The sequence below is a fragment of the Thermotalea metallivorans genome, assembly GCF_001562415.1.
GTDB lineage: Bacteria > Bacillota > Clostridia > Peptostreptococcales > Thermotaleaceae > Thermotalea > Thermotalea metallivorans.
The window spans coordinates 78,644-97,782 of the sequence record NZ_LOEE01000072.1 but is presented as its reverse complement, the minus strand read 5'-3'; the positions used below and the strand labels follow the sequence as shown (position 1 = coordinate 97,782).

The 19,139-nt window shown below is 39.4% G+C and carries 19 protein-coding genes and 2 pseudogenes; 6 read left to right on the top strand and 15 right to left on the bottom strand.

Annotated features, from left to right (window positions below; all coding sequences use genetic code 11):
- Positions 1–264, bottom strand: a pseudogene (locus tag AN619_RS16215) (hypothetical protein); the annotation flags it as partial.
- Between the two features lie 94 nt (positions 265–358).
- Here AN619_RS16215 and AN619_RS14255 point away from each other — a divergent pair.
- Positions 359–694 (top strand): hypothetical protein, encoded by a 336-nt coding sequence (locus AN619_RS14255; RefSeq protein ID WP_068557933.1) that lies wholly within the window; start codon positions 359–361, stop codon positions 692–694.
- Between the two features lie 38 nt (positions 695–732).
- Here the strand turns inward: AN619_RS14255 and AN619_RS16400 are convergent.
- From AN619_RS16400 to AN619_RS14245, 3 genes and pseudogenes are all read right to left on the bottom strand, one after another.
- Positions 733–999: pseudogene (locus AN619_RS16400) on the bottom strand (IS4 family transposase); the annotation flags it as partial.
- A complete protein-coding gene (locus AN619_RS16395; RefSeq protein WP_068557932.1) occupies positions 948–1,229 on the bottom strand; it encodes a hypothetical protein in 282 nt (93 codons plus the stop codon). The gene AN619_RS16395 and the pseudogene AN619_RS16400, both read right to left, overlap by 52 nt.
- 437 nt (positions 1,230–1,666) lie before the next feature.
- Positions 1,667–2,566 (bottom strand): LysR family transcriptional regulator, encoded by a 900-nt coding sequence (locus AN619_RS14245; RefSeq protein ID WP_068557931.1) that lies wholly within the window; start codon positions 2,564–2,566, stop codon positions 1,667–1,669.
- A 140-nt stretch (positions 2,567–2,706) separates the two neighbouring features.
- On the opposite strand from AN619_RS14245, the gene AN619_RS14240 reads away from it, so the two are divergent.
- The 4 genes from AN619_RS14240 (at position 2,707) to AN619_RS16385 (ending at position 5,970) form a co-directional block, all read left to right on the top strand.
- On the top strand, positions 2,707–3,288 hold the full coding sequence (locus AN619_RS14240; protein WP_068557930.1) for a flavin reductase family protein: 582 nt from the start codon (positions 2,707–2,709) through the stop codon (positions 3,286–3,288).
- A gap of 17 nt (positions 3,289–3,305) precedes the next feature.
- Positions 3,306–3,932 carry a class I SAM-dependent methyltransferase gene (locus tag AN619_RS14235; RefSeq protein ID WP_068557929.1) on the top strand — a complete coding sequence of 209 codons (627 nt, stop codon included), beginning with the start codon at positions 3,306–3,308 and terminating at the stop codon, positions 3,930–3,932.
- 736 nt (positions 3,933–4,668) lie between these two features.
- Complete coding sequence (locus AN619_RS16390) at positions 4,669–5,475, top strand: transposase (RefSeq protein ID WP_068557928.1); 807 nt, start codon at positions 4,669–4,671, stop codon at positions 5,473–5,475.
- Positions 5,476–5,970, top strand: coding sequence for a transposase (locus tag AN619_RS16385; RefSeq protein WP_083525164.1), 495 nt, complete (start codon positions 5,476–5,478; stop codon positions 5,968–5,970).
- A 308-nt stretch (positions 5,971–6,278) separates the two neighbouring features.
- Here the strand turns inward: AN619_RS16385 and rlmH are convergent, their stop codons facing one another.
- The 11 genes from rlmH to AN619_RS14175 form a co-directional block, all read right to left on the bottom strand.
- Entirely contained in the window at positions 6,279–6,758 is a 480-nt protein-coding gene (gene rlmH / locus AN619_RS14220) for a 23S rRNA (pseudouridine(1915)-N(3))-methyltransferase RlmH (RefSeq protein WP_068557926.1), read from the bottom strand.
- Positions 6,759–6,895: 137 nt separating this feature from the next.
- Entirely contained in the window at positions 6,896–7,063 is a 168-nt protein-coding gene (locus tag AN619_RS15735) for a CxxH/CxxC protein (protein WP_083525163.1), read from the bottom strand.
- 65 nt (positions 7,064–7,128) lie between these two features.
- Positions 7,129–8,388: a serine protease HtrA gene (gene htrA, locus AN619_RS14215; protein WP_068557925.1), complete on the bottom strand. Its 1,260-nt coding sequence runs from the start codon at positions 8,386–8,388 to the stop codon at positions 7,129–7,131.
- A gap of 17 nt (positions 8,389–8,405) precedes the next feature.
- Positions 8,406–9,218, bottom strand: coding sequence for an MBL fold metallo-hydrolase (locus AN619_RS14210; protein WP_068557924.1), 813 nt, complete (start codon positions 9,216–9,218; stop codon positions 8,406–8,408).
- A 72-nt stretch (positions 9,219–9,290) separates the two neighbouring features.
- Positions 9,291–10,553 (bottom strand): UDP-N-acetylglucosamine 1-carboxyvinyltransferase, encoded by a 1,263-nt coding sequence (locus AN619_RS14205; protein WP_068557923.1) that lies wholly within the window; start codon positions 10,551–10,553, stop codon positions 9,291–9,293.
- A 302-nt stretch (positions 10,554–10,855) separates the two neighbouring features.
- The gene (gene yycI / locus AN619_RS14200) at positions 10,856–11,677 is read right to left on the bottom strand and encodes a two-component system regulatory protein YycI (RefSeq protein WP_068557922.1); all 822 of its coding nucleotides are present in this window, start codon (positions 11,675–11,677) and stop codon (positions 10,856–10,858) included.
- A 17-nt stretch (positions 11,678–11,694) separates the two neighbouring features.
- A complete protein-coding gene (gene yycH, locus AN619_RS14195; protein WP_068557921.1) occupies positions 11,695–13,167 on the bottom strand; it encodes a two-component system activity regulator YycH in 1,473 nt (490 codons plus the stop codon).
- A gap of 22 nt (positions 13,168–13,189) precedes the next feature.
- Positions 13,190–13,720: a hypothetical protein gene (locus AN619_RS14190; protein WP_068557920.1), complete on the bottom strand. Its 531-nt coding sequence runs from the start codon at positions 13,718–13,720 to the stop codon at positions 13,190–13,192.
- An 81-nt stretch (positions 13,721–13,801) separates the two neighbouring features.
- Positions 13,802–15,604: a sensor histidine kinase gene (locus AN619_RS14185; protein WP_068557919.1), complete on the bottom strand. Its 1,803-nt coding sequence runs from the start codon at positions 15,602–15,604 to the stop codon at positions 13,802–13,804.
- 1 nt (position 15,605) lies between these two features.
- Positions 15,606–16,295: a response regulator YycF gene (yycF, locus tag AN619_RS14180; RefSeq protein ID WP_068557918.1), complete on the bottom strand. Its 690-nt coding sequence runs from the start codon at positions 16,293–16,295 to the stop codon at positions 15,606–15,608.
- Positions 16,296–16,628: 333 nt separating this feature from the next.
- Positions 16,629–17,453: a peptidase MA family metallohydrolase gene (locus tag AN619_RS14175; protein WP_068557917.1), complete on the bottom strand. Its 825-nt coding sequence runs from the start codon at positions 17,451–17,453 to the stop codon at positions 16,629–16,631.
- A gap of 327 nt (positions 17,454–17,780) precedes the next feature.
- Here AN619_RS14175 and AN619_RS14170 point away from each other — a divergent pair, with 327 nt between their 5' ends.
- Positions 17,781–19,076 carry a S8 family peptidase gene (locus tag AN619_RS14170; RefSeq protein ID WP_068557916.1) on the top strand — a complete coding sequence of 432 codons (1,296 nt, stop codon included), beginning with the start codon at positions 17,781–17,783 and terminating at the stop codon, positions 19,074–19,076.
- The last annotated feature ends 63 nt before the right edge of the window (positions 19,077–19,139 follow it).

Here is a 19,139-nt window from a genome sequence, read left to right as displayed (position 1 = left end):
TTTCATGATGCCCATGCAATCCCATTGGTTTTTACTTAAAAATCGTTCCCAGCTTGCAAGATGCTTCTTGTAAAAGAAACAATATCTATATATATTTCTGGTAGTCTTTTTACCTTCAGTCACTAGAAGACACCAGATAAAATTAATAAAATATTTATAGTTTGGTATGGATAACAGTTCCTTGAGAAATAATAATTGTAGTATTTCTTGAGGAATATAAATGTACACAAGCTTCACTCCTTTGACTAGAGGTATTGTGTACATATATTCCTCTTTTATTTTGTAAATTATTATGTAAATTTTTGGTAACTATTTTAAAAGTGCAAAACTTTAGAAAATGATAGGGGGATAACTTAATATGGAATTAAAAGATTTTTATATGTTAACTAATTACACCACTATTAAAGCATTTGTGCTGGTTAGCATAATTATACTAACTAGTGCAGCATTGCAAAATAAATCACCTTTTTCTTCAATAAATTTTCATAGTTCTAAAAGTCCATTTTATCAAAAATCTAAACTTATATCTAAATTCATAACTGCTTTTTCATTTTTAGCATATGCCATATATCTTTCTCAATCTACTAATCTAGAAAAGAGAGTAAATTGGGCCCCTATATCTGTAATATTTATCTTTCTATATCATTTTTATATTTGGCTTATTACAAGAATATTTGAAGCTAAAAACCAGTAAAATACAAAAATATAGTGAACTCATCGGGCGGACACAATGCGTAAATCCGTGTTATTACGGTTTTCAACCGCTAACATGATGTACCTTGAAAAAACGATAGCAGTGTGGATAACCATCATATCCTATGAACGACCTTGAAATTCTTTGGCTAACTTAAGATATGACTTGCACATTTTAAAGAAGACTTCAATATCCCAGCGTTTTCCGTAAATCCTGATGATCTCTGTTTCCGGAAGGTTTATATCCGTAGAAATCAGGGCAAGCCATTTACTCTTGTTTCTTCGGTCACGAATAAATACAATTTTTTCCGGGCAAATGGTATAGGTGAGTTCTCGGCCTCATAATTCATAAACAGATTCTTACCCGTAAAATCAAGGGTAAAAAGAACCTTGAATACTTGGACACAAGGAATTCCCTTTTCCTTGTATGCATTTGCCTCTTTCAGCATTGAACTTATATGAAACTTTTTAAAAAAGATATCGACTGTTCGTGAAAAACCATTTTCTACTTTTATCTTCTGTGATACAATAGACATATTCAAGAACCTCCCAATCGTTGATTTTAATGGGATTTTATTCACTTCTATTATATCACGAGAAGGGGCTTCTTGGACTTTTTTATTGTCCAAAACTGTTGATTTTTTAATGTTTACTGGACATTAACCATGTGCGAAAGTTGATTAAAATTCTTTATGGATGAAGATGTGCCATCACCTCCAGACGGTGGCTCTTCTTTATATTATAAGAATGCATTGAGCTAACGGTGGTACGGTTCTCCGTAACGGGTATAACGGCGGTGTTTTTTATGTATTTCAAGCAACGATCTATTGCTACTAAACCTCCATTCGGGATAGAGTCCTGTCGCCTAGTAAAAGATTATCAAAACCTTTGTCGTTAACCCTAGCTTATCTATCTAATGAAAATAATAGAATCAAATCATTAGGGATAAGGGATCTGTCCCTATCCTCATGAGTTAGATACTTTTATTCTTGATGTGTTGTTTTGACAATTCTATCATTGCTGACAAGGCTGGAGAAAGCCATTTATTCCTACAATAAAGAATTTGGGTATGTATGTTAAAGTCTGGCGAACTCCATGATATTTCTTTTAGTTGTCCATCTCTGATTTCCTTTTCAACAGAAATAAGCGGAAGAATGGAAACTCCCAGCCCGCTGATGACACATTTCTTAATCATCTCAACACTGCCAAATTCCTGAATTGAACTTGGATAAACACCAGCTTCAGCCATCAGAGATTCAAATATCATTCGATAGCAGCATCCATCTTCTTCTACGAGTATCAAGTCTTCTCCTTCAAGATCCTTTAATTCTATAGTATTTTTATTTGTCATAAAATGGTCATTTCCGGCAATTAAAACTATTTGCTCCTGGCACAAACATTTCGAAACAAGACTAGGAACGTCAAGAGGAGTATCCATTAAAAAGGCTATGTCAATAATGCTTTTCTTAAGCCAGCTAAGAATATCCCTGCAACTTCCCAATTTCAACACAAGCTTTACATTTGGAAACCTACTACGGTATTCTTTCAATAGCTCAGGTAATCGGAAAACACTTAATGATTCTGGTGCTCCAATTATTAGGGTTCCTCTAGGCTGAGTACTTCCGGTTACTGAATCTTTTGTTTCCTCTGCCAGTTTCAATAATTGTTCAGCATAAACCAAAAGCCGTTTTCCTTCCTCAGTTAAGCACACCGCCCTTCCCAAACGTTCAAACAATCTGACTTCAAACTCTTCCTCCAAAGCCCTTATTTGACCACTTACACTGGATTGGGCATAATCAAGTAACTCCGCTGCCTTAGTAAAACTACTTACTTTTGCAATTGTTATAAATGTTTTAAGTTGCTGTAGTTCCATTTGATCTCCTTTCTCATCGATATAACCGATTGATATAATCAAAACAATCGCATGTAACTATTTTTCATTAATGTTACAATAAAACTGAAAAAAAATCTAGTAACTTTTTTAAAAAAAAATATTAAATGAGGAGGGATAAAATGAAACGTCAGCTCGGTCAAACAGATGTCTTTTTTCCTGCTCCTGCAGCATTGATAGTCGGCGGGACAATCGAGGAGGCTGATGTGGCCACGATAGCATGGATTGGCATGCTCAGCTCAACTCCGCCAATCGTTGGAGTTTCCTTTGATAACCGCAGGTATACTTTAGAACTGATTCGTAGAACAAGAGAATTCACTGTGAATATCCCCAGTGCTGATCATTACAAGGAGACAGATTTTTGCGGTCTAATTTCCGGCAGGGATACCAACAAGTTTATAAAAGCTGGTTTAACTCCGATAGCCGCAAGCAGAATAAAGACACCGATCATAAGAGAATGTCCTTTCAATCTGGAATGTAAGATTGTACAAGAATTTCAGTTAGGTGATTACCTATTAATTATGGGTGAGATTGTCGAAACACACATTGACGAGGACAAAGTTAATTTTGTAAATAATCGACCCCAAATTGATATCTCTAAGATAAATCCCCTTGTGTACTGCGCAACAGTACGTGAATATTGGAGTCTCGGAAAGAAACTGGGAAATGCATTTCAGTCCGGTATGGATTTACTAAATCAATAATAGAAGGAAGGTATCACATGGGTAGCAAAGATTATTTTGAAAAGGTAGCTGAAAATTGGGATAGCATGCGACAGAGTTTTTTCACTGTTGCAGTTCGTGATGAGGCATTTAAAAAAGCAGGTATTATTGCAGGTCAAATTGCTGCCGATATTGGGGCAGGAACTGGGTTTGTAACAGAGGGTTTAATTTCCCACGGATTGAGAGTAATTGCTGTTGATGAATCCGAAGCCATGCTTTCACAAATGAAAAAACGCTTTGCTGGTTTTAATTCAATTGAATACCGAATAGGGGAATCGGAAGCTCTACCTCTTGACACTGCATCTGTAGATTATGTATTTGCAAACATGTATCTTCACCATGTGGAATCACCAGGAACAGCTATAAAGGAAATGACCCGGATATTAAAACCAAAGGGAAAACTAGTAATAACTGATCTTGACGAGCACCAATTTCTTTTTTTAAAAACCGAACATCATGACCGCTGGATGGGTTTTAACCGTAAGGATATCAAAGAATGGCTAATAGATGCAGGCCTGACTGATGTCGTGGTAGATTGTATTGGGCAAAATTGCTGCACTCAGTCAATTTGCAGTAATGAAAAAGCTGCAATTAGTATTTTTGTGGCTTCTGGGAACAAAGCCTAACCGACTGGAATAGAAATAATCCATTTATATATGGAAGGGGCTATTATATTAGAAATTTACAAAGGATAATCACTATCTGAAAGATATTGCTCTGGGAGTATATCACACGAAAACCATGGACACTGAAAAATAGAGGAAGGTACCTTGATTTATATCTTTTTATTTGAATCGCGGTACCTGTCCCCATGATTGCACATGATTGCATGTAATGCGTTCGGTTCTCCGTATCGGGTATAACGGCGGTTTATACTAATATAAGCAATAAACGCAACTATCTTTACTTGTAATTAAATGACTGGCTTTTTAACAATTATATTGATTAAAGTAATGAAGAGTAGATATCTACTCTTCATCTCTATATATTTCAATCAACTTCTCATACCAATAGACGTTATATTCTGTCTTTCTCTGACTATTCATCGGAATTACCCTTATCCTCCTTGGAGAACTTAGTCGCAATTTTTTTAATATTCCCTTATTTTCGAGACTTCCTTTTACCAAGGCTTCATAATGTGATTTTCCAAATGAAGATATGTTTTTACTCCAGACATTTTCTGGCAACCATGTAGTAGCATAAAAAGATGTTCTATCTACGTAACTTTTGTACAAAGATCTAATCATGGATTGGATAAGTTATCCATGGAAATATAGCCAAAAAAATAACAAAAGGTAACACCTTGTGCCTATCGAAGTAGTATTTTTCCAACAAAAACTCTACGAAAGGCGGTATTACCTTATGAATAAGATAACATTTCACCAGAGTAATTGCAAGGAAGAAACTGCTTCAGCATGGTTGGTTTCACTACTGAAGTTTGCTTCTGAAACTGAGTATTTTAAAGAGCTAGAAGATTTTCAGCTTCCAATGATTAAAAAGGATTACACTATTTACCAAAAGCTGATGACCTTGATTGCTTCCATTGCCGTAGGCTGTGAGTCTACAAATGATATTAATGAAAAACTTCATCCTGAAAAAGTGGCTGCAAATATTTTAGGCATGGAAAGATTTCCTGACCAATCTCAGATCAACCGCTTTCTACAAGCGATGGATGAAAAAAGCATTCATCAACTTCAACAAATTCATCATCAAATTTTTATGAAACATAGCAATAGCCTTTCTTTAGACGAAGAAATTGTCGTTGATTTTGATCAAACAGGGCTGATCGCCAATGGCAAAACTTACGAATGTGCTAGCAAAGGTTACTTTCCAAACAAGAAAAATCAGCTAGGTTATCAAGTTTCTGCTGCTTTTGCAGGAAAAAACTCTGAAACCGTCGCTTTGTTCTTAGATACAGGCAACACCCATTGCAAGGATAGAATAGAAGATTTACTTACTGCTACCCTGCCAAAATTTAGAGAACATCCTTTAGACAGAAAGCTCATCATTCCCATGGATAGTAGTTATGGTTCTATGGAAACCATAGAAAAATTAAAAAGCATTCCTCATCTGCTATTCCTTACAAAGGGCTATTCTACCCGTCAGTCACCAAATTTAGCAAAAGGGATTAAGTTAGATGAATATACCCAAGCTGATGAAGGAGTATAGATATATGAGTTTTCTTCAAAAGATGGACTTAGAGTCATATTGGTTCAAATACTAACCAAACATGGAAAACTAGTATATACTCATTTGATTACCAACATTTCGGAGGAAGGAATGTCAGCCGTAGAACTCTTTTATTTCTACAACCAGCACCAGACCATAGAGGCTTTCTTTAAGATGGCAGAGAATGTATATGGTATGAAAAACTTAAGAACAGGAAAATTTTACGGGATTTATGCATTCTTATGGATAGTGTTTATGACCCATAACTTTATAACAAATGTCAAGACCCTGTTATTTGAAGGCTCACCTTTAGTTGATACCGGAATGAAAGTACTGGTAAAGAGAATTGGAAATATAAAAGCCCTTGTAGAACGAAGCGTCGAAGGTATAAACGTAATTATGCCTGCGTTTACTAAATTGGCAAAACAATTGGTTACCGCTTTAACAGAGCCGAAGTATGTGCAATTAAGCTTGTTTGATAATCAGAGATTCTGAAACAGTTTGTAAGTATGGAATAAGCAAATATATTCCAGAAAGGGTAATAATCCTATTCCCTTTGGTTTTTGGGACTATTTTATAGATGGAATATTATTCCTGTTAAAAGAAACCAAATAAAAGGAATAATATAGAATTCATTTCCTAATTTAAACTGGTAATTTAGTTCCAATTGCCTCGGTTATTTTTGTACAAAACTTAGGTAGTTAAAAAAACATCTATAATTCTCTTGCATAAGATTTGAAGTCCAGTGACTGCACCGTATATTGAAATATTTACCAACTAACAGAATTAACAAAAAACCGCCGTCACTTATGGTACGGTTCGCCCCTCATGATTCTAAATCCCCTATAAATCTGTTCCAGCAGAATGACCCGCATCAGTTGATGGGGAAAGGTCATGGGAGAAAAGGACAATCGAAAGTCTGCTCTTTTGAGAACTTCATTGGATAATCCTAAAGATCCTCCGATAATAAAAGCCAGGCTGCTGTTTCCCGTAACCCCCAGCTTTTCCAGCGTATCTGCCAACTCTTGGGAGGACAGCATTTTTCCCTTGACATCCAGGGCAATAACGTACATCCCATCCTTCACATGCTTTAAGATATTTTCTCCTTCTACATTTTTAACATTTTCCATCTCTTTATCGCTAAGACTCTCCGGCGCCTTCTCATCTGGTACTTCTATGATATTCAACTTGCAGTACCTGCGAAGCCGCTTTCCATATTCATCAATGGCCTTCGCAAAAAAATCCTCTTTTACTTTTCCTACGCCAATAATGGTTATATTCAACCTTCATCCCTCCGCCGCCACAAAATGATAAGGCGAGGTTTTCCCCGCCTTCATGATCTCGTCCTCTCAGTTTCCTAACATCTGATGTCTTGATCAAATCCAGAAAACAATTAATTTTTCCCACAAAAGAAATCAGACTATACCACCAAATATCTAGGCGGCCTATCGCAAAAATCACAGACATGGGGACTCGTCCAGTCAGTAAAAGACACTTTATCTAATTCATAAAGATCCGGAGGCTGCTCATATACTTCTATAAATTCATCAATGGCCTCCGAAAGGTGGTCCGGACACACTACATACATTTTATCCACTCCATATGCATTATTTTTTTATTCTGTCACAATCCCACCGCTGTTATACCATATTTTTAACCCCTCGGTGCAGCTTCTAAGGTCACCCCAAGCTCCATTTTCTTACCTCTTCGGATGATGCCCACAGTTACCTTATCCCCGGGTCTATATTGATACAATTTTCTCACCAGTTGCCCCATGGTGTCTATTTTTTGTCCATCCATAGAAACAATTACATCCCCATCCTCCATGTTTGCTTTATACGCCGGCGAATCGGGGGTTACCCTATAGACAAACACACCCTGTTCTGTTCCCAGATTATTTCCATAGCTTCTTATGTATTGTTGCACATTGATTCCCTGAATACCCAACTGGACCTTGACAAATTCCCCTTTTTCAATAAATTCATCTACAATAGGCTTTGCAATGTTAATGGGGATGGCAAAACCCAAACCTTCTCCCGTCTGAATCTTCGCCGTATTGATCCCGATAACTTCTCCCTTCGCATTCAAAAGCGGCCCGCCACTATTCCCAGGATTGATGGACGCATCCGTTTGTATCAGCCCTTCGATGCTTTCAAACTCTCCTATGGGAATGCTTCTCTCCAAACCGCTGATAATTCCTGAAGTAACGGTTCTCTCAAAAGTCAGACCTAAAGGATTTCCTATGGCAATCGCCGTCTCTCCTACTACAATCTGATCGGAATTTCCTAAAGCAGCCGCCGTTAAATTTTGGGCATTTACCTTTAATACTGCCAGATCCAGCAAGGGGTCATTCCACAGTACATCTGCCTTTAAGCTTTTGCCGTCATAAAGCAGTACCGTTACCTCTTCACTCTTGCCGTCATTCACCACATGGGAGTTGGTCAAGATATATCCTCTGCTGTCCACAACGACCCCTGTGCCTACGCCTTGTCCTCTTCGAGTGCCGAAAAACAAATCTCTTTGAACGGTAACCGTAGTAATGCCTACCACAGAAGGCATGGCTTTTTTGGCCACAGCAGGTATCACACCCAATTCTTCGCCCTTCGTAACAATTTCAATCTGAGGTTGGGGACTCATGCCCTTTCCTTGCGGATCAGGTATGTACTTTCCATATAAGTAGGCAGGCCCTATATAAGCACCGATAACTCCCCCCAGCATGGCAGCAATCAAAGCCACCAGCATGATAGTAAAATAGGGCATCCTTTTTTCCCTATAATAATACGTTTGGTTCGGCCTGCTGACATAATACCTGGAGCTGGGATGGCGTTCTTCCTGCTCTTCTCCGTTCATTTCCTGAAAGGCAATCCTTCTTTGGAAGTCATCCTGATTTTGATGGTCATCATGATAATCCATAGGCTTCCCTTCTTTCTCTAGAATGATTTGCATACATCATATACTTTACTTACCCGATCCCGATAAGTTAAATCTATATTTAGATCCATTCCTACTTTGATTTTTCTTGATTCCAATATTCCCCTCACTGTTTCATAAGCCAGCTCTGGAAAATTGTTTTCTTTGCTTAAGTGGGCTAAAAGCACATGGCGGATAGGAGCATTGGCTTCCATCATTTCCGCAATGACGTTCCCTGCTGTCTCATTGGAGATATGCCCCTTGTCCCCTAGAATTCTCTTCTTCAGATACCATGGGTATTTTCCCATTTTCAGCATCTCCACATCATGATTGGATTCTAGGACCAATAAGTCCGAATCTTGGATCTCTGCCTTGATCCGATCGTCCACATACCCCAAATCTGTAGCTACGCTGATCTTTCCCTGATCATGGTAAAAGGAAAAGCCCACAGGTTCCATCGCATCATGGGAAATAGGAAAGGCTTTGACACGAATATCGCCGATGGCAAAGGGCTCCCCTGTATGAAACACACGGATATTTTCCTCATGGACGACACCAATTTTATCTTTGATTTCATTCCATGTTTTAGTATTTGCATAGATCGGTATATGAAACCTCCGGGATAATACGCCAATTCCTCGAATATGATCACTGTGCTCATGACTGACCAAAATCCCGTCTATTTTCCCGATTTCTTCCCCAATACCTTCAAGACATTGAATAATTTTTTTCCCGGTTAGACCCACATCCAGCAAAATCCTGTATTCTTCACTGGCAATATACTGGCAGTTTCCACTGCTGCCACTGGCTAATGAGCAAAATCGAAATCCCATATGCGTCCTCCAATTCTATGTGCGTCTATAATTCCTCCAAAAGGAAAAAACAGGCGACTACATACAGCCTGTCTATATCTCTTTTTTACGATGGATCTTGGCACCCAGGCGCATCAATTTTTGTTCTATATTTTCATACCCTCGGTCAATATAATGGATATTTTCTATCTCCGTAATTCCCTCTGCCATCAATCCTGCAACAATCAGGGCAGCACCTGCTCTCAAATCCGTGGCGGCAACAGTAGCACCGGATAAACACTCTACACCCTCAATCACGGCTACTCTTCCCTCGACTTTGATTTTTGCGCCCATACGTTTCAACTCATCCACATGTTTAAATCTGCCTTCATAGATTGTTTCCGTCACAATGCTGGTCCCCTGAGCTTGGGTAAGCAGGGCCGACATGGGCTGCTGCAAATCCGTGGGAAATCCAGGATACACCAAAGTTTTTATATTACACCCTTTCAGCTTATGGCAACCAATCACCCTGATAGATTCCCCGTATTCCTCTATTTCCACGCCCATCTCTCTCAGTTTGGCTGTAACAGGATCCAAGTGCTTCGGGATAACATTGTCTACAATCACATCTCCGCCGGTGGCAGCAGCCATAATCATAAATGTTCCAGCCTCGATCTGGTCAGGAATGACACTGTAAGTACATCCCCTCATTTCTTCCACGCCATGGATTTTGATGACATCGGTACCGGCTCCTCGAATGTCAGCACCCATGGCATTCAAGAAATTGGCTACATCCACCACATGGGGCTCCTTGGCTGCGTTGTCAATAATGGTGATTCCTTTTGCCCTACAGGCTGCCAGCATGATATTGATCGTAGCCCCTACACTGACTACATCCAGATATATTTCTGCCCCTGTCAGCTCCTCGGCTTCTACATGGACAATTCCATGCTCAATCTCTACCTTTGCCCCCAAGGCTTCAAAGCCTTTGATATGTTGATCAATAGGTCTTGTCCCAATATCGCACCCGCCTGGATAGGCAACCCTTGCCTTTTTGAATCTTCCCAAAGCAGCACCTAAAAGATAATAGGATGCTCTAAGCTTTTTAGCCATCTCATAGGGTGCATAGCATTCTTGAATCATACTGGTATCTATATGCATTGTCTTTGCTTTACCGTCAAATTCCACTTGTCCGCCAAGCTCTTGCAACATCTCCCCTAGCACTTCCACATCCTTGATATTGGGAAGATTTTCGATGGTACATCGATTCCCTGCAAGGATAGCAGCCGGTATAATCGCCACTGCCGCATTTTTGAATCCGCTAATGCTTACTTTTCCCTTTAATTTGTGTCCACCCTCGATAACAAATTTCTCCATATGTTATTTTCAACCCTTTCAATCCATAATTGCACGATTTATGTAAACTTATAAAAAGACAGTATTTTAAAAGAATATCCATAGTTTTCCAAAGACATCATATGTCAACCTTCCCTCATTATATCACTATTGTTTCCATTTGATAAGTAGTAATTATATGGAAATGATTGTTTTTATTCAAAAAAAAGAACAAAATCTTCCCCCATTCTAAATAAAGAAGATTTTGTTGCTAAACAAGGAAAAAATCAAAAAAGTATATCGTGAAATTTCCCTTTTCTTTTTCAGTCCTATTTTTCATAGAATCAATCATTTTCATAGGCATCGATAAAGATCACATCCCCTTCTTTCAGCACAATCCTCCATACAGGAAAGGCAGTTCCTGACTTTACATTTTGCCAATTGGGCGGATCAAAGCGATAACCTAATGCAATATCCGTAATCACTTTTTCCTCTTCCGGGTTTCCCATTTTTTCAACAGATTTCAGCAATGCCTTGGTAGATGGTATAATTTCATTTTTATGACTTCCGGCCTTCAAAGGTCTTAACCATATCCTTTCAAACAACCGCACAGCACCTGTTTTGCTGATCACCACCTTCATATAACTTTCTTCCAAAAAAGTATTTTTATATTTTTGTTTAAATATGATCTCATAGCCCTCTTCATGATAGACAGTACGCCAATGATCCACGTCACTTTTCATAAATCCATAGGCCCTTAAAAATTTTTCTGCCACATTCAATGCCTTTTTATGATCCATTGAACCATTTGTGCCTTTTGCACCGGAATTGGTATAAACCAGCATTTTTCCATTGATAATCTCTACCTGTCCCCTGCCGTTTGGATCAGCATCTTTACGCCCCCCAAAAAGCTTCATCATTTTATCCTCATCATAGGTTTCATATGCTACTTCCAATACGGCCATAGGTGCCATATGTCTAGGAATATCCCCTTCCACTTTCATATTTTTTTCTTCCAATATACGGACAACATTTTCAACAGTTCTATCGATTGGCATTGGCATACCTTTACTGGCGAGCATATTTTTTTCTATATTGATGATCAGAAAAATATTCGTAATGGTAAATGCGATAATCAGTATATTTTTTGCCTTTGACCAATCCATAATGCCTTCACCATTCCTTATCCCTTAAACCTGCTAATGATTTTCCCCTTATAGCCATCAAAGAAATATATGTCTTCACCCAGTTGAAGCCTCCAGACAGGTGCCAGTTTGCCTCTTTCTCCATTCATATAGTCATAATAACAAAGCTCTACAGATCGTACGGAAGCCAAAATCTCATTAAACACTTTGCTATCTTCACCGGATAGCCCCATATGATTTTTAATCGTATTAAAATTTTCCACTAAAGCTTCCTGGGGTGTCAACAACATAGGCAAATTATCCGTATCTTCTATAAAACTTATATCGATCTTTTCCCTTGTCAAAAACCTCTTAAAATAAGTAACTTGTTTCCCAAACACTTCTACTTCAATGGGTGCCTGCATCCGATTGTCCTTTACATACACCGGCAACCCATTAATGCGATTGGTAAAGAGAAGCAAATATCCTTTTTTCTTATCTTTCTCAATGATTTTAATGTCTCTTAAATATATATTATGGCTTGGTGTAATTTCATGGGACAAAACAAATTGCACAGCCGCCTTGACAGACTCTCCCAGTTCTCCAGTGCCAAGAGCTTTTGTACTGTCCAATTCTTCCACATATTCTAGTCCTCCGAAAGCATCCACCTTCAATACTTTCCGTCCATACCCATACATGTAGGTTATCGAATTGTTGGTTCCGATGATTTTTTTTACAAAATCAAAGTTTTCTCCAAAAAAGGTACTGGCAAAGGCATCTACCTGTTTTAAATTATCCATATCAATCTCATTTACAACCTTAATCTCCGGTATTCCCTTCGATACATGCAAAGGAACAAGTACATGGTTATTCACATCAAACAAAACTTTAATGGAATAATAGTAATCGTACTTTGGAATTTCAAATTTCCTTTCATGGATGCTGTTTTCCTCTTCGATTTGATCAATAATGGCAGCAATTTTTTCTTTGCTCATACTTCCAACGGCTTTATAAAATTTTCCGTTGGACTTATCCCATATGTAAATCAATCCATCCTCGGAAATAGGAATCAAAATACCGCTTATGGCAGAAATCTTCCCATAAATTCCTGTTTCTTTTCCCTGGGCAAGATTTCTTAACACACCTATAGGCATGCTATACCCAAAATTTACCTGGATGGCCCTAACATTATGGATTTCTACCCATCGCTCCGGTGTTATTTCTTCAACGGTCACACCATCTTCAAAATATCCTTTGATCATCGGTAGGATTTCCTTCCAGATCCTATGGGAATCGGAAAAAAGTACCGTATGATTTACACCCCCAAAGTTAACTGTAAAACTTTGGGGGTTGATAACATCAGAAATATCAATTGTATTATTGAATTGTTTCCGGTTTGTATCAAGATCAGTCTCTTTTGAAGAAGGAATACCAGATGTGACTGGAATACTCATCCACAGTTGCCGGGTAAGGGCTATACTTAAAACAACTAATGCTGCGAGCAGTATTGTTTTAAAGCTCTCCTTACGCATTTCGGTGATCACTCCCCATACCCTATTTATAAATTAAATTGAGGGGATTTGTATTCTGGATACTATTTAAAGTTTTGCTCATTTCTTCTTCCTTATTCTTCACCGTAAATTCTTTTACGACAGCATCTCTTTTATTGCCGTTTTTATCTCTTATGTCAAATACAATGGCATATTTTCCCGGGGACAGTCTAATTCTTTTTTGATAAAATTTCAAATTCTCCCCTTGTTCCACCTTATCGGGTCCAAACACAACTGCTCCCTTGATAGTAGTATCACCCACAGTAATTTCTTCTATCTTCACATCGTCCGCTTTTACTGCATCTTGCTTGTATATCTTCAAAGATACAGTGGCATTATCGAAAACCTGTACAGAAATCAGCACATTGTTTTCAAAAATAATGTCTCCCGTAGGCTGAATAATCTTTACATAGCCTTCCGTTATCGTTCCGGTATATTGATAAGATGATAATTTACTTGATGCAGCATGACCAGTTACACTCGCTGTTCCTAATATAATCACAGCCAGTGCCCCAGCGACGACCTTTTTTAACATCGCAATTCCTCCCAGTGTACACAATCATCATGATACACTTACATTATATACTATAAATATTACAAACAGATTACAGCCATTTTAAATTCCCATTACACAAGCTTTTTCTTCTAGGGGCAATTGAATGATCACCTCTGTTCCCTCTCCATAAACGCTCTCGATCCAGATCCTTCCCTCATGGGCCTCAATAATCTGCTTGGCGATAGAAAGCCCTAATCCTGTTCCCCCCATTTCCCTAGACCGGGCTTTGTCTACCCGATAGAATCTTTCAAATAATCTTGGAAGATCCTCTTTAGGAATACCGATGCCATTATCTCTCACGCGGACAATGCTCTGATTGTCCACTCTTTCCAGAAAAACTTTAATTTCTCCCCCATCGGGCGTATACTTAATGGCGTTGGTAAGTACATTCAAAATCACCTGCTCAATCCTGTCGCTGTCAAAATAGCCCATCATTTTATCTTCGCTGGTAATCAACGTCATCTTTTGCTTCTTATTTTTTGCAGTCATATCTAATTTAAACACGGAATTTTTGACAATTTGCACAAGATCTGCATCCTTTTTATTCCATTTCACCTGCTTATAGTCTAAGCTGGAAAGCTGCAGCAAATCCCTGACAAGCCTTGCCATACGGTCTGCTTCACTGTTGATTACCCTTAAAAATTGTTCTGCCATCTCCCGATTCTCCAGAGCTCCTTCCAACAAAGTCTCTGTGTAACTCTTAATACTGGTCAGAGGCGTCTTTAGTTCATGGGATACATTGGCTACAAATTCCTTCCTCATATTGTCAAGCTTCTGCCTTTCAGTAATATCCTGCAGCACCATAACAATTCCGGCTTTATCGCCCTTTTCATCTTTAAAAGGGGCGAAATTGGCTTGATAAATAGAATCATTTACCCGAAGGATTTCACTTCCCATCCAGTCTGGGTTGTGTTCGTCCAAATAGGCAAGGGTTAGCTTCTTATTGAGTTCTCCGATAAAATCATCATAAGGCTCCTGAATCAGCGCGTCCCTTGACAAACTTAGCATCCTTCGGGCACTGGGATTGGCATGGATTACTTCCCCCTGCAGATTTACCGCAATCAGGCCGTCGGCCATATAGTTCAAAATGGTTTCCATCTTGCTTTTCTCACTGGAGATTTCAGAAAGGGTATCCTTTAACTTTTCCGTTAAATAGTTAAACATGTTGGCCAATTGTCCGATCTCATCATCGGACTTCACTTCAACCACCTGATCAAAATCTCCTTTGGCCATTTTTGCTGCCTTCACCGTAACATCGGTAATAGGTTCCGTTACGCTCCTGGCTATCAAAAAACCTAGGACCACCGTGATCAATAATGCCAACACCGTTGCCTGGGTCAAAATGATTGTGGATTTGCGGAGGGTTGCATAAATATCCGACAAGTCCGAACGCAGGTACAAAACCCCTTGAATATCACCATTGGCAGCCTTGATTGGAAAAACCATATTTTTTACATTGATCACCGTGTCCCGATTTTTAATTAAACTATCTTTTTCCGCGATTTGTCCTAGAAATCCGTCAGTAATCAACTGTTCATCCACAATATCTACAATGTTCCTATCCAACAGGCTGTCGTTGCTGCTAGCAATAATTTTAAAATTACGATTCACTACAATAATTTCCTCATTGATGCTTGCCTTTCCGATAATGTCTTGGATTTCTTTTCGATTGGCATCCAAATCCCCTATTTTTTCAACATTTGGAAGCAGATTCAGCCGGGCAATTCTGGTTAAATTTTCACTGACAACTCCCAGATGGTAGCCTTCAAACTGCTGAATGATAAATACCCCCACAATTACCATCGCAATAAACACGAGAAGAAAATAGATGGTAATAAACTTCCATCGAATACTTCGAAACATCTTACGCCCTCCTAAAGTAATATCCTACGCCTCTTTTCGTCTGGATATACTGAGGGTTGCTGGAATTATCCTCTATTTTCTCCCTTAATCTTCTCACTGTAACATCTACGGTGCGGATATCTCCATAATATTCATATCCCCATACTTCTTCCAGCAATTGTTCCCTTGTAAATACCTGATCCTCTTGGGTGGCCAGAAATTTCAGCAATTCAAACTCCCTCAATGTCAAATCAATCACTTGCTGTCCTTTCTTTACTTCATACTTGCTCAAATCAATATTTAAATCGCCAAAGCAAAGAACCTGACCCTTTTGGTGATTGCCGTTGGATTCCATTCTTCGCATATTGGCTTTTACCCTAGCCATCAATTCCCGAATGCTGAAGGGCTTTGTAATATAGTCATCGGCCCCCAATTCAAGCCCCAGTACTTTATCCACCTCTTCTTCCTTCGCTGTCAACATCAAAATGGGAGTATTCAAGTTCTCTCGAATTTTTTTGCATACTTGAAACCCATCCAGTTTTGGCAGCATAATATCTAATAAAATGAGATCGGGCTCAAATTGATATACTTTTCGGATTGCATCTTCTCCGTCATAGGCAACATTCACTTCATAGCCTTCTTTTTCCAGATTAAATTTCAAAATATCCGAAATGGGTTTTTCATCATCTACGACAAGCACTTTCCTTTTCATGCCGTTTCACCTCATTATTTTTTCACTTTTTATGATAATATTCTTTTTTTTTGTTTCGAATCCTTTTGCTGCCGTACAAAATATTTTAAGACTTTTGTACTAGACGAATCCTACAATCAACCCATATGCACAACCTACAAGTTGGGGTATAATGACATTAACTTATATTCTTCATAAGTACTTTTCCACATTTTCTCCATGATGTACCTTTTTCGCCAAAATCTATATTTTCCCTTCCTATCTGCAGAAATCTATCTATAGAAATTTCGTCTCCTCCTTTTCACATAGATCTGGCAGGATATATTTGCACCAATATATCCTGCTTTTTTGACGCTATTTTCCATAGATTGTTTCAATTTCTTTACCAAAAACCTCCCTGTGTACATCGGAAAAATTTTCCCCTCTGCCCAAGGCCCTTAAAACTTTATTTAGTCCATCAGGTCCATAGGTTTCCACCATATGCTTCATCATTTCAAAGGATCTCTTGTAAGCCAACATTTCATCCAGTTGATGAAAATTCTCTGTCATTTGGCTTATTGTATAAGGGGCGCCTTCAAATTCCAAATCCTTTCCCCATTCATATCCTGTATGAATATATTCTTGATATAGTGCAACTCCCTCCGTAAACCACAGGGGATAATTTCCCTTGGCTAAGTCATCCACCAGCAAATGGGCAAATTCATGGACCATAGGCCCCTCATTCAAGAATATCTCCCGCATGTCTTCATTTTCGGGAACCCATAATCTCGGGGATAGGATTTGGACTGTAGAGGCGTAATATACGCCCATAGGAGGCTTTCCTTGCCTTAGGTTTGTATTTTTCATCAGTTTCGCCGGATCATCATAGACAATCACGATCGTCTTTTTTTTCGGATAATAGTCCAACAAACGGCTTACATCATCGTAATATCTTTCCGATGCTTCCGCGATAAGATCCAACACTTCGTCATCTTTTGTCTGGTACTTTATAATAAAATGTTCCGTTTCCCTCACACCAAAATCCCTTGTCCGGTACGCTATGATACGATATTGCACTTCTCGAAAAAGAGGATATAAACCTACTTTCATGGTCTCCATGGGCAAAGCCCTAAAGATCAAGGCAAAACCTAGGAAAAGCAGTAGAAAAACTTTCCCCTTTCTTATGCATACTCTTTTCATCTGCATCTCCTCCCCCTTTATAAAACTTGCGGCAGAAAAACTAACCTGCCATAGGTCAGGATCAATGCCGCACAAAATTTCCAAGGAACCTGATGGCTAAATCCTTTGGGATTTATGTCCAGAGATTCAAAACCCAGATTCTTTTTTCAGGGTATGTATATGAGGAGATACACCGATATTATAACATAATGTTATGTCAACTTCACTAGCAATAATAGGAATTTCATTGGCCTCACCCCTGATTTCATCTTATTTTCTTCCTTTTGAACACTTTATGACATGCCGGCATACATTGGTATTGAAAATAAATGATATGGAGTGAGCATGATGAATCAAAATAGAGTAATAACCAAATTTGTCCATCCCACAGTATTAAAGCGTATTGCGGCAGGATCCAAACAGACCCTTTCGGTCATTGTATATAGCCATGGCAATTGTGACCATATAAGGGAATGCATCGTAAAAGCCGGAGGGAAGATCAAATATGAGCTGCCCGTTATCCATGCCATTGCCGCCGAGATTCCTGCAGAATCCATTGATCAAGTTGCAGCCCATCATATGGTCCAGTATATCAATGATGATGCCAAGGTATTCAAATGCATGGATATGGCTTCTCTGGCTGCCAACGCCGGCTTAGTCCATGACGCAGGCTATACGGGCAAAGGCATCGGCATTGCCATATTGGATACAGGGGTATATCCTCATAATGATCTGGTGAAGCCTACCAATCGCATCGTGGCTTTTAAAGATTTTATTAATAACAGAACACATCCCTATGACGATGACGGCCATGGCACCCATGTGGCAGGCATTGCCGCCGGAAACGGCTACAGCAACGAGCGATATAAAGGCATTGCCCCCGAAGCCAACATCATCGGTGTGAAAGTTCTGGATGAAAAAGGCAGCGGCACCACTTCTGATATTGTGGCAGGCATTCAATGGGTCATTGACAATAAAGATAAGTATAATATCCGGGTAATCAATATGTCCTTCGGTTCTCCCGCCGATGCCTCATACCGTGATGATCCTCTCGCCAGGGCAGCAGAAGCAGCAGTAAAAAACGGGCTTACCGTCGTTGTTTCTGCAGGCAACAGTGGGCCCAATCCCAGAACCATCACCACACCCGGCATTGCTCCCTCTGTGATTACTGTAGGCGCCGTAGATGACAACCGTACATCCACCTATGAAGATGATTTTGTAGCAAACTTCTCCAGTAGGGGTCCTACCCCCGGTGGCATCATGAAACCCGATGTGGTAGCACCGGGCGTAGATATCACCTCCCTTTCCAATACAGGACCAGGGGCCTATGTCAGTCATTCTGGAACCTCCATGGCAGCTCCTATGGTGGCCGGGGCAGCAGCACTGCTCTATGAAAAGGAATCCAATCTATCGCCGTCAGCCGTAAAAGCCAAAATCATGAATACTGCTGTCCCTATCACTCAATCAAGAAACGCAGGAGGGTCCGGAATCATTAATGTCAATAAAGCCCTAGGAGTAGAAGAAATTTCCCTGCCGGATACACCTCATTCTAAAAGGCCCAGACCATCCTTTCCTCGGCGACGGCCTAGGCCAGGTTTCACCTTTGACCCCAGCCTCCTGATCATGTTTTTGTTCCTTCTATAGCAAATAGCCTGACGCTTCAGTCAGGCTATCAGTCTATAGAAAAAGTAATAGAATAAGTAAGAA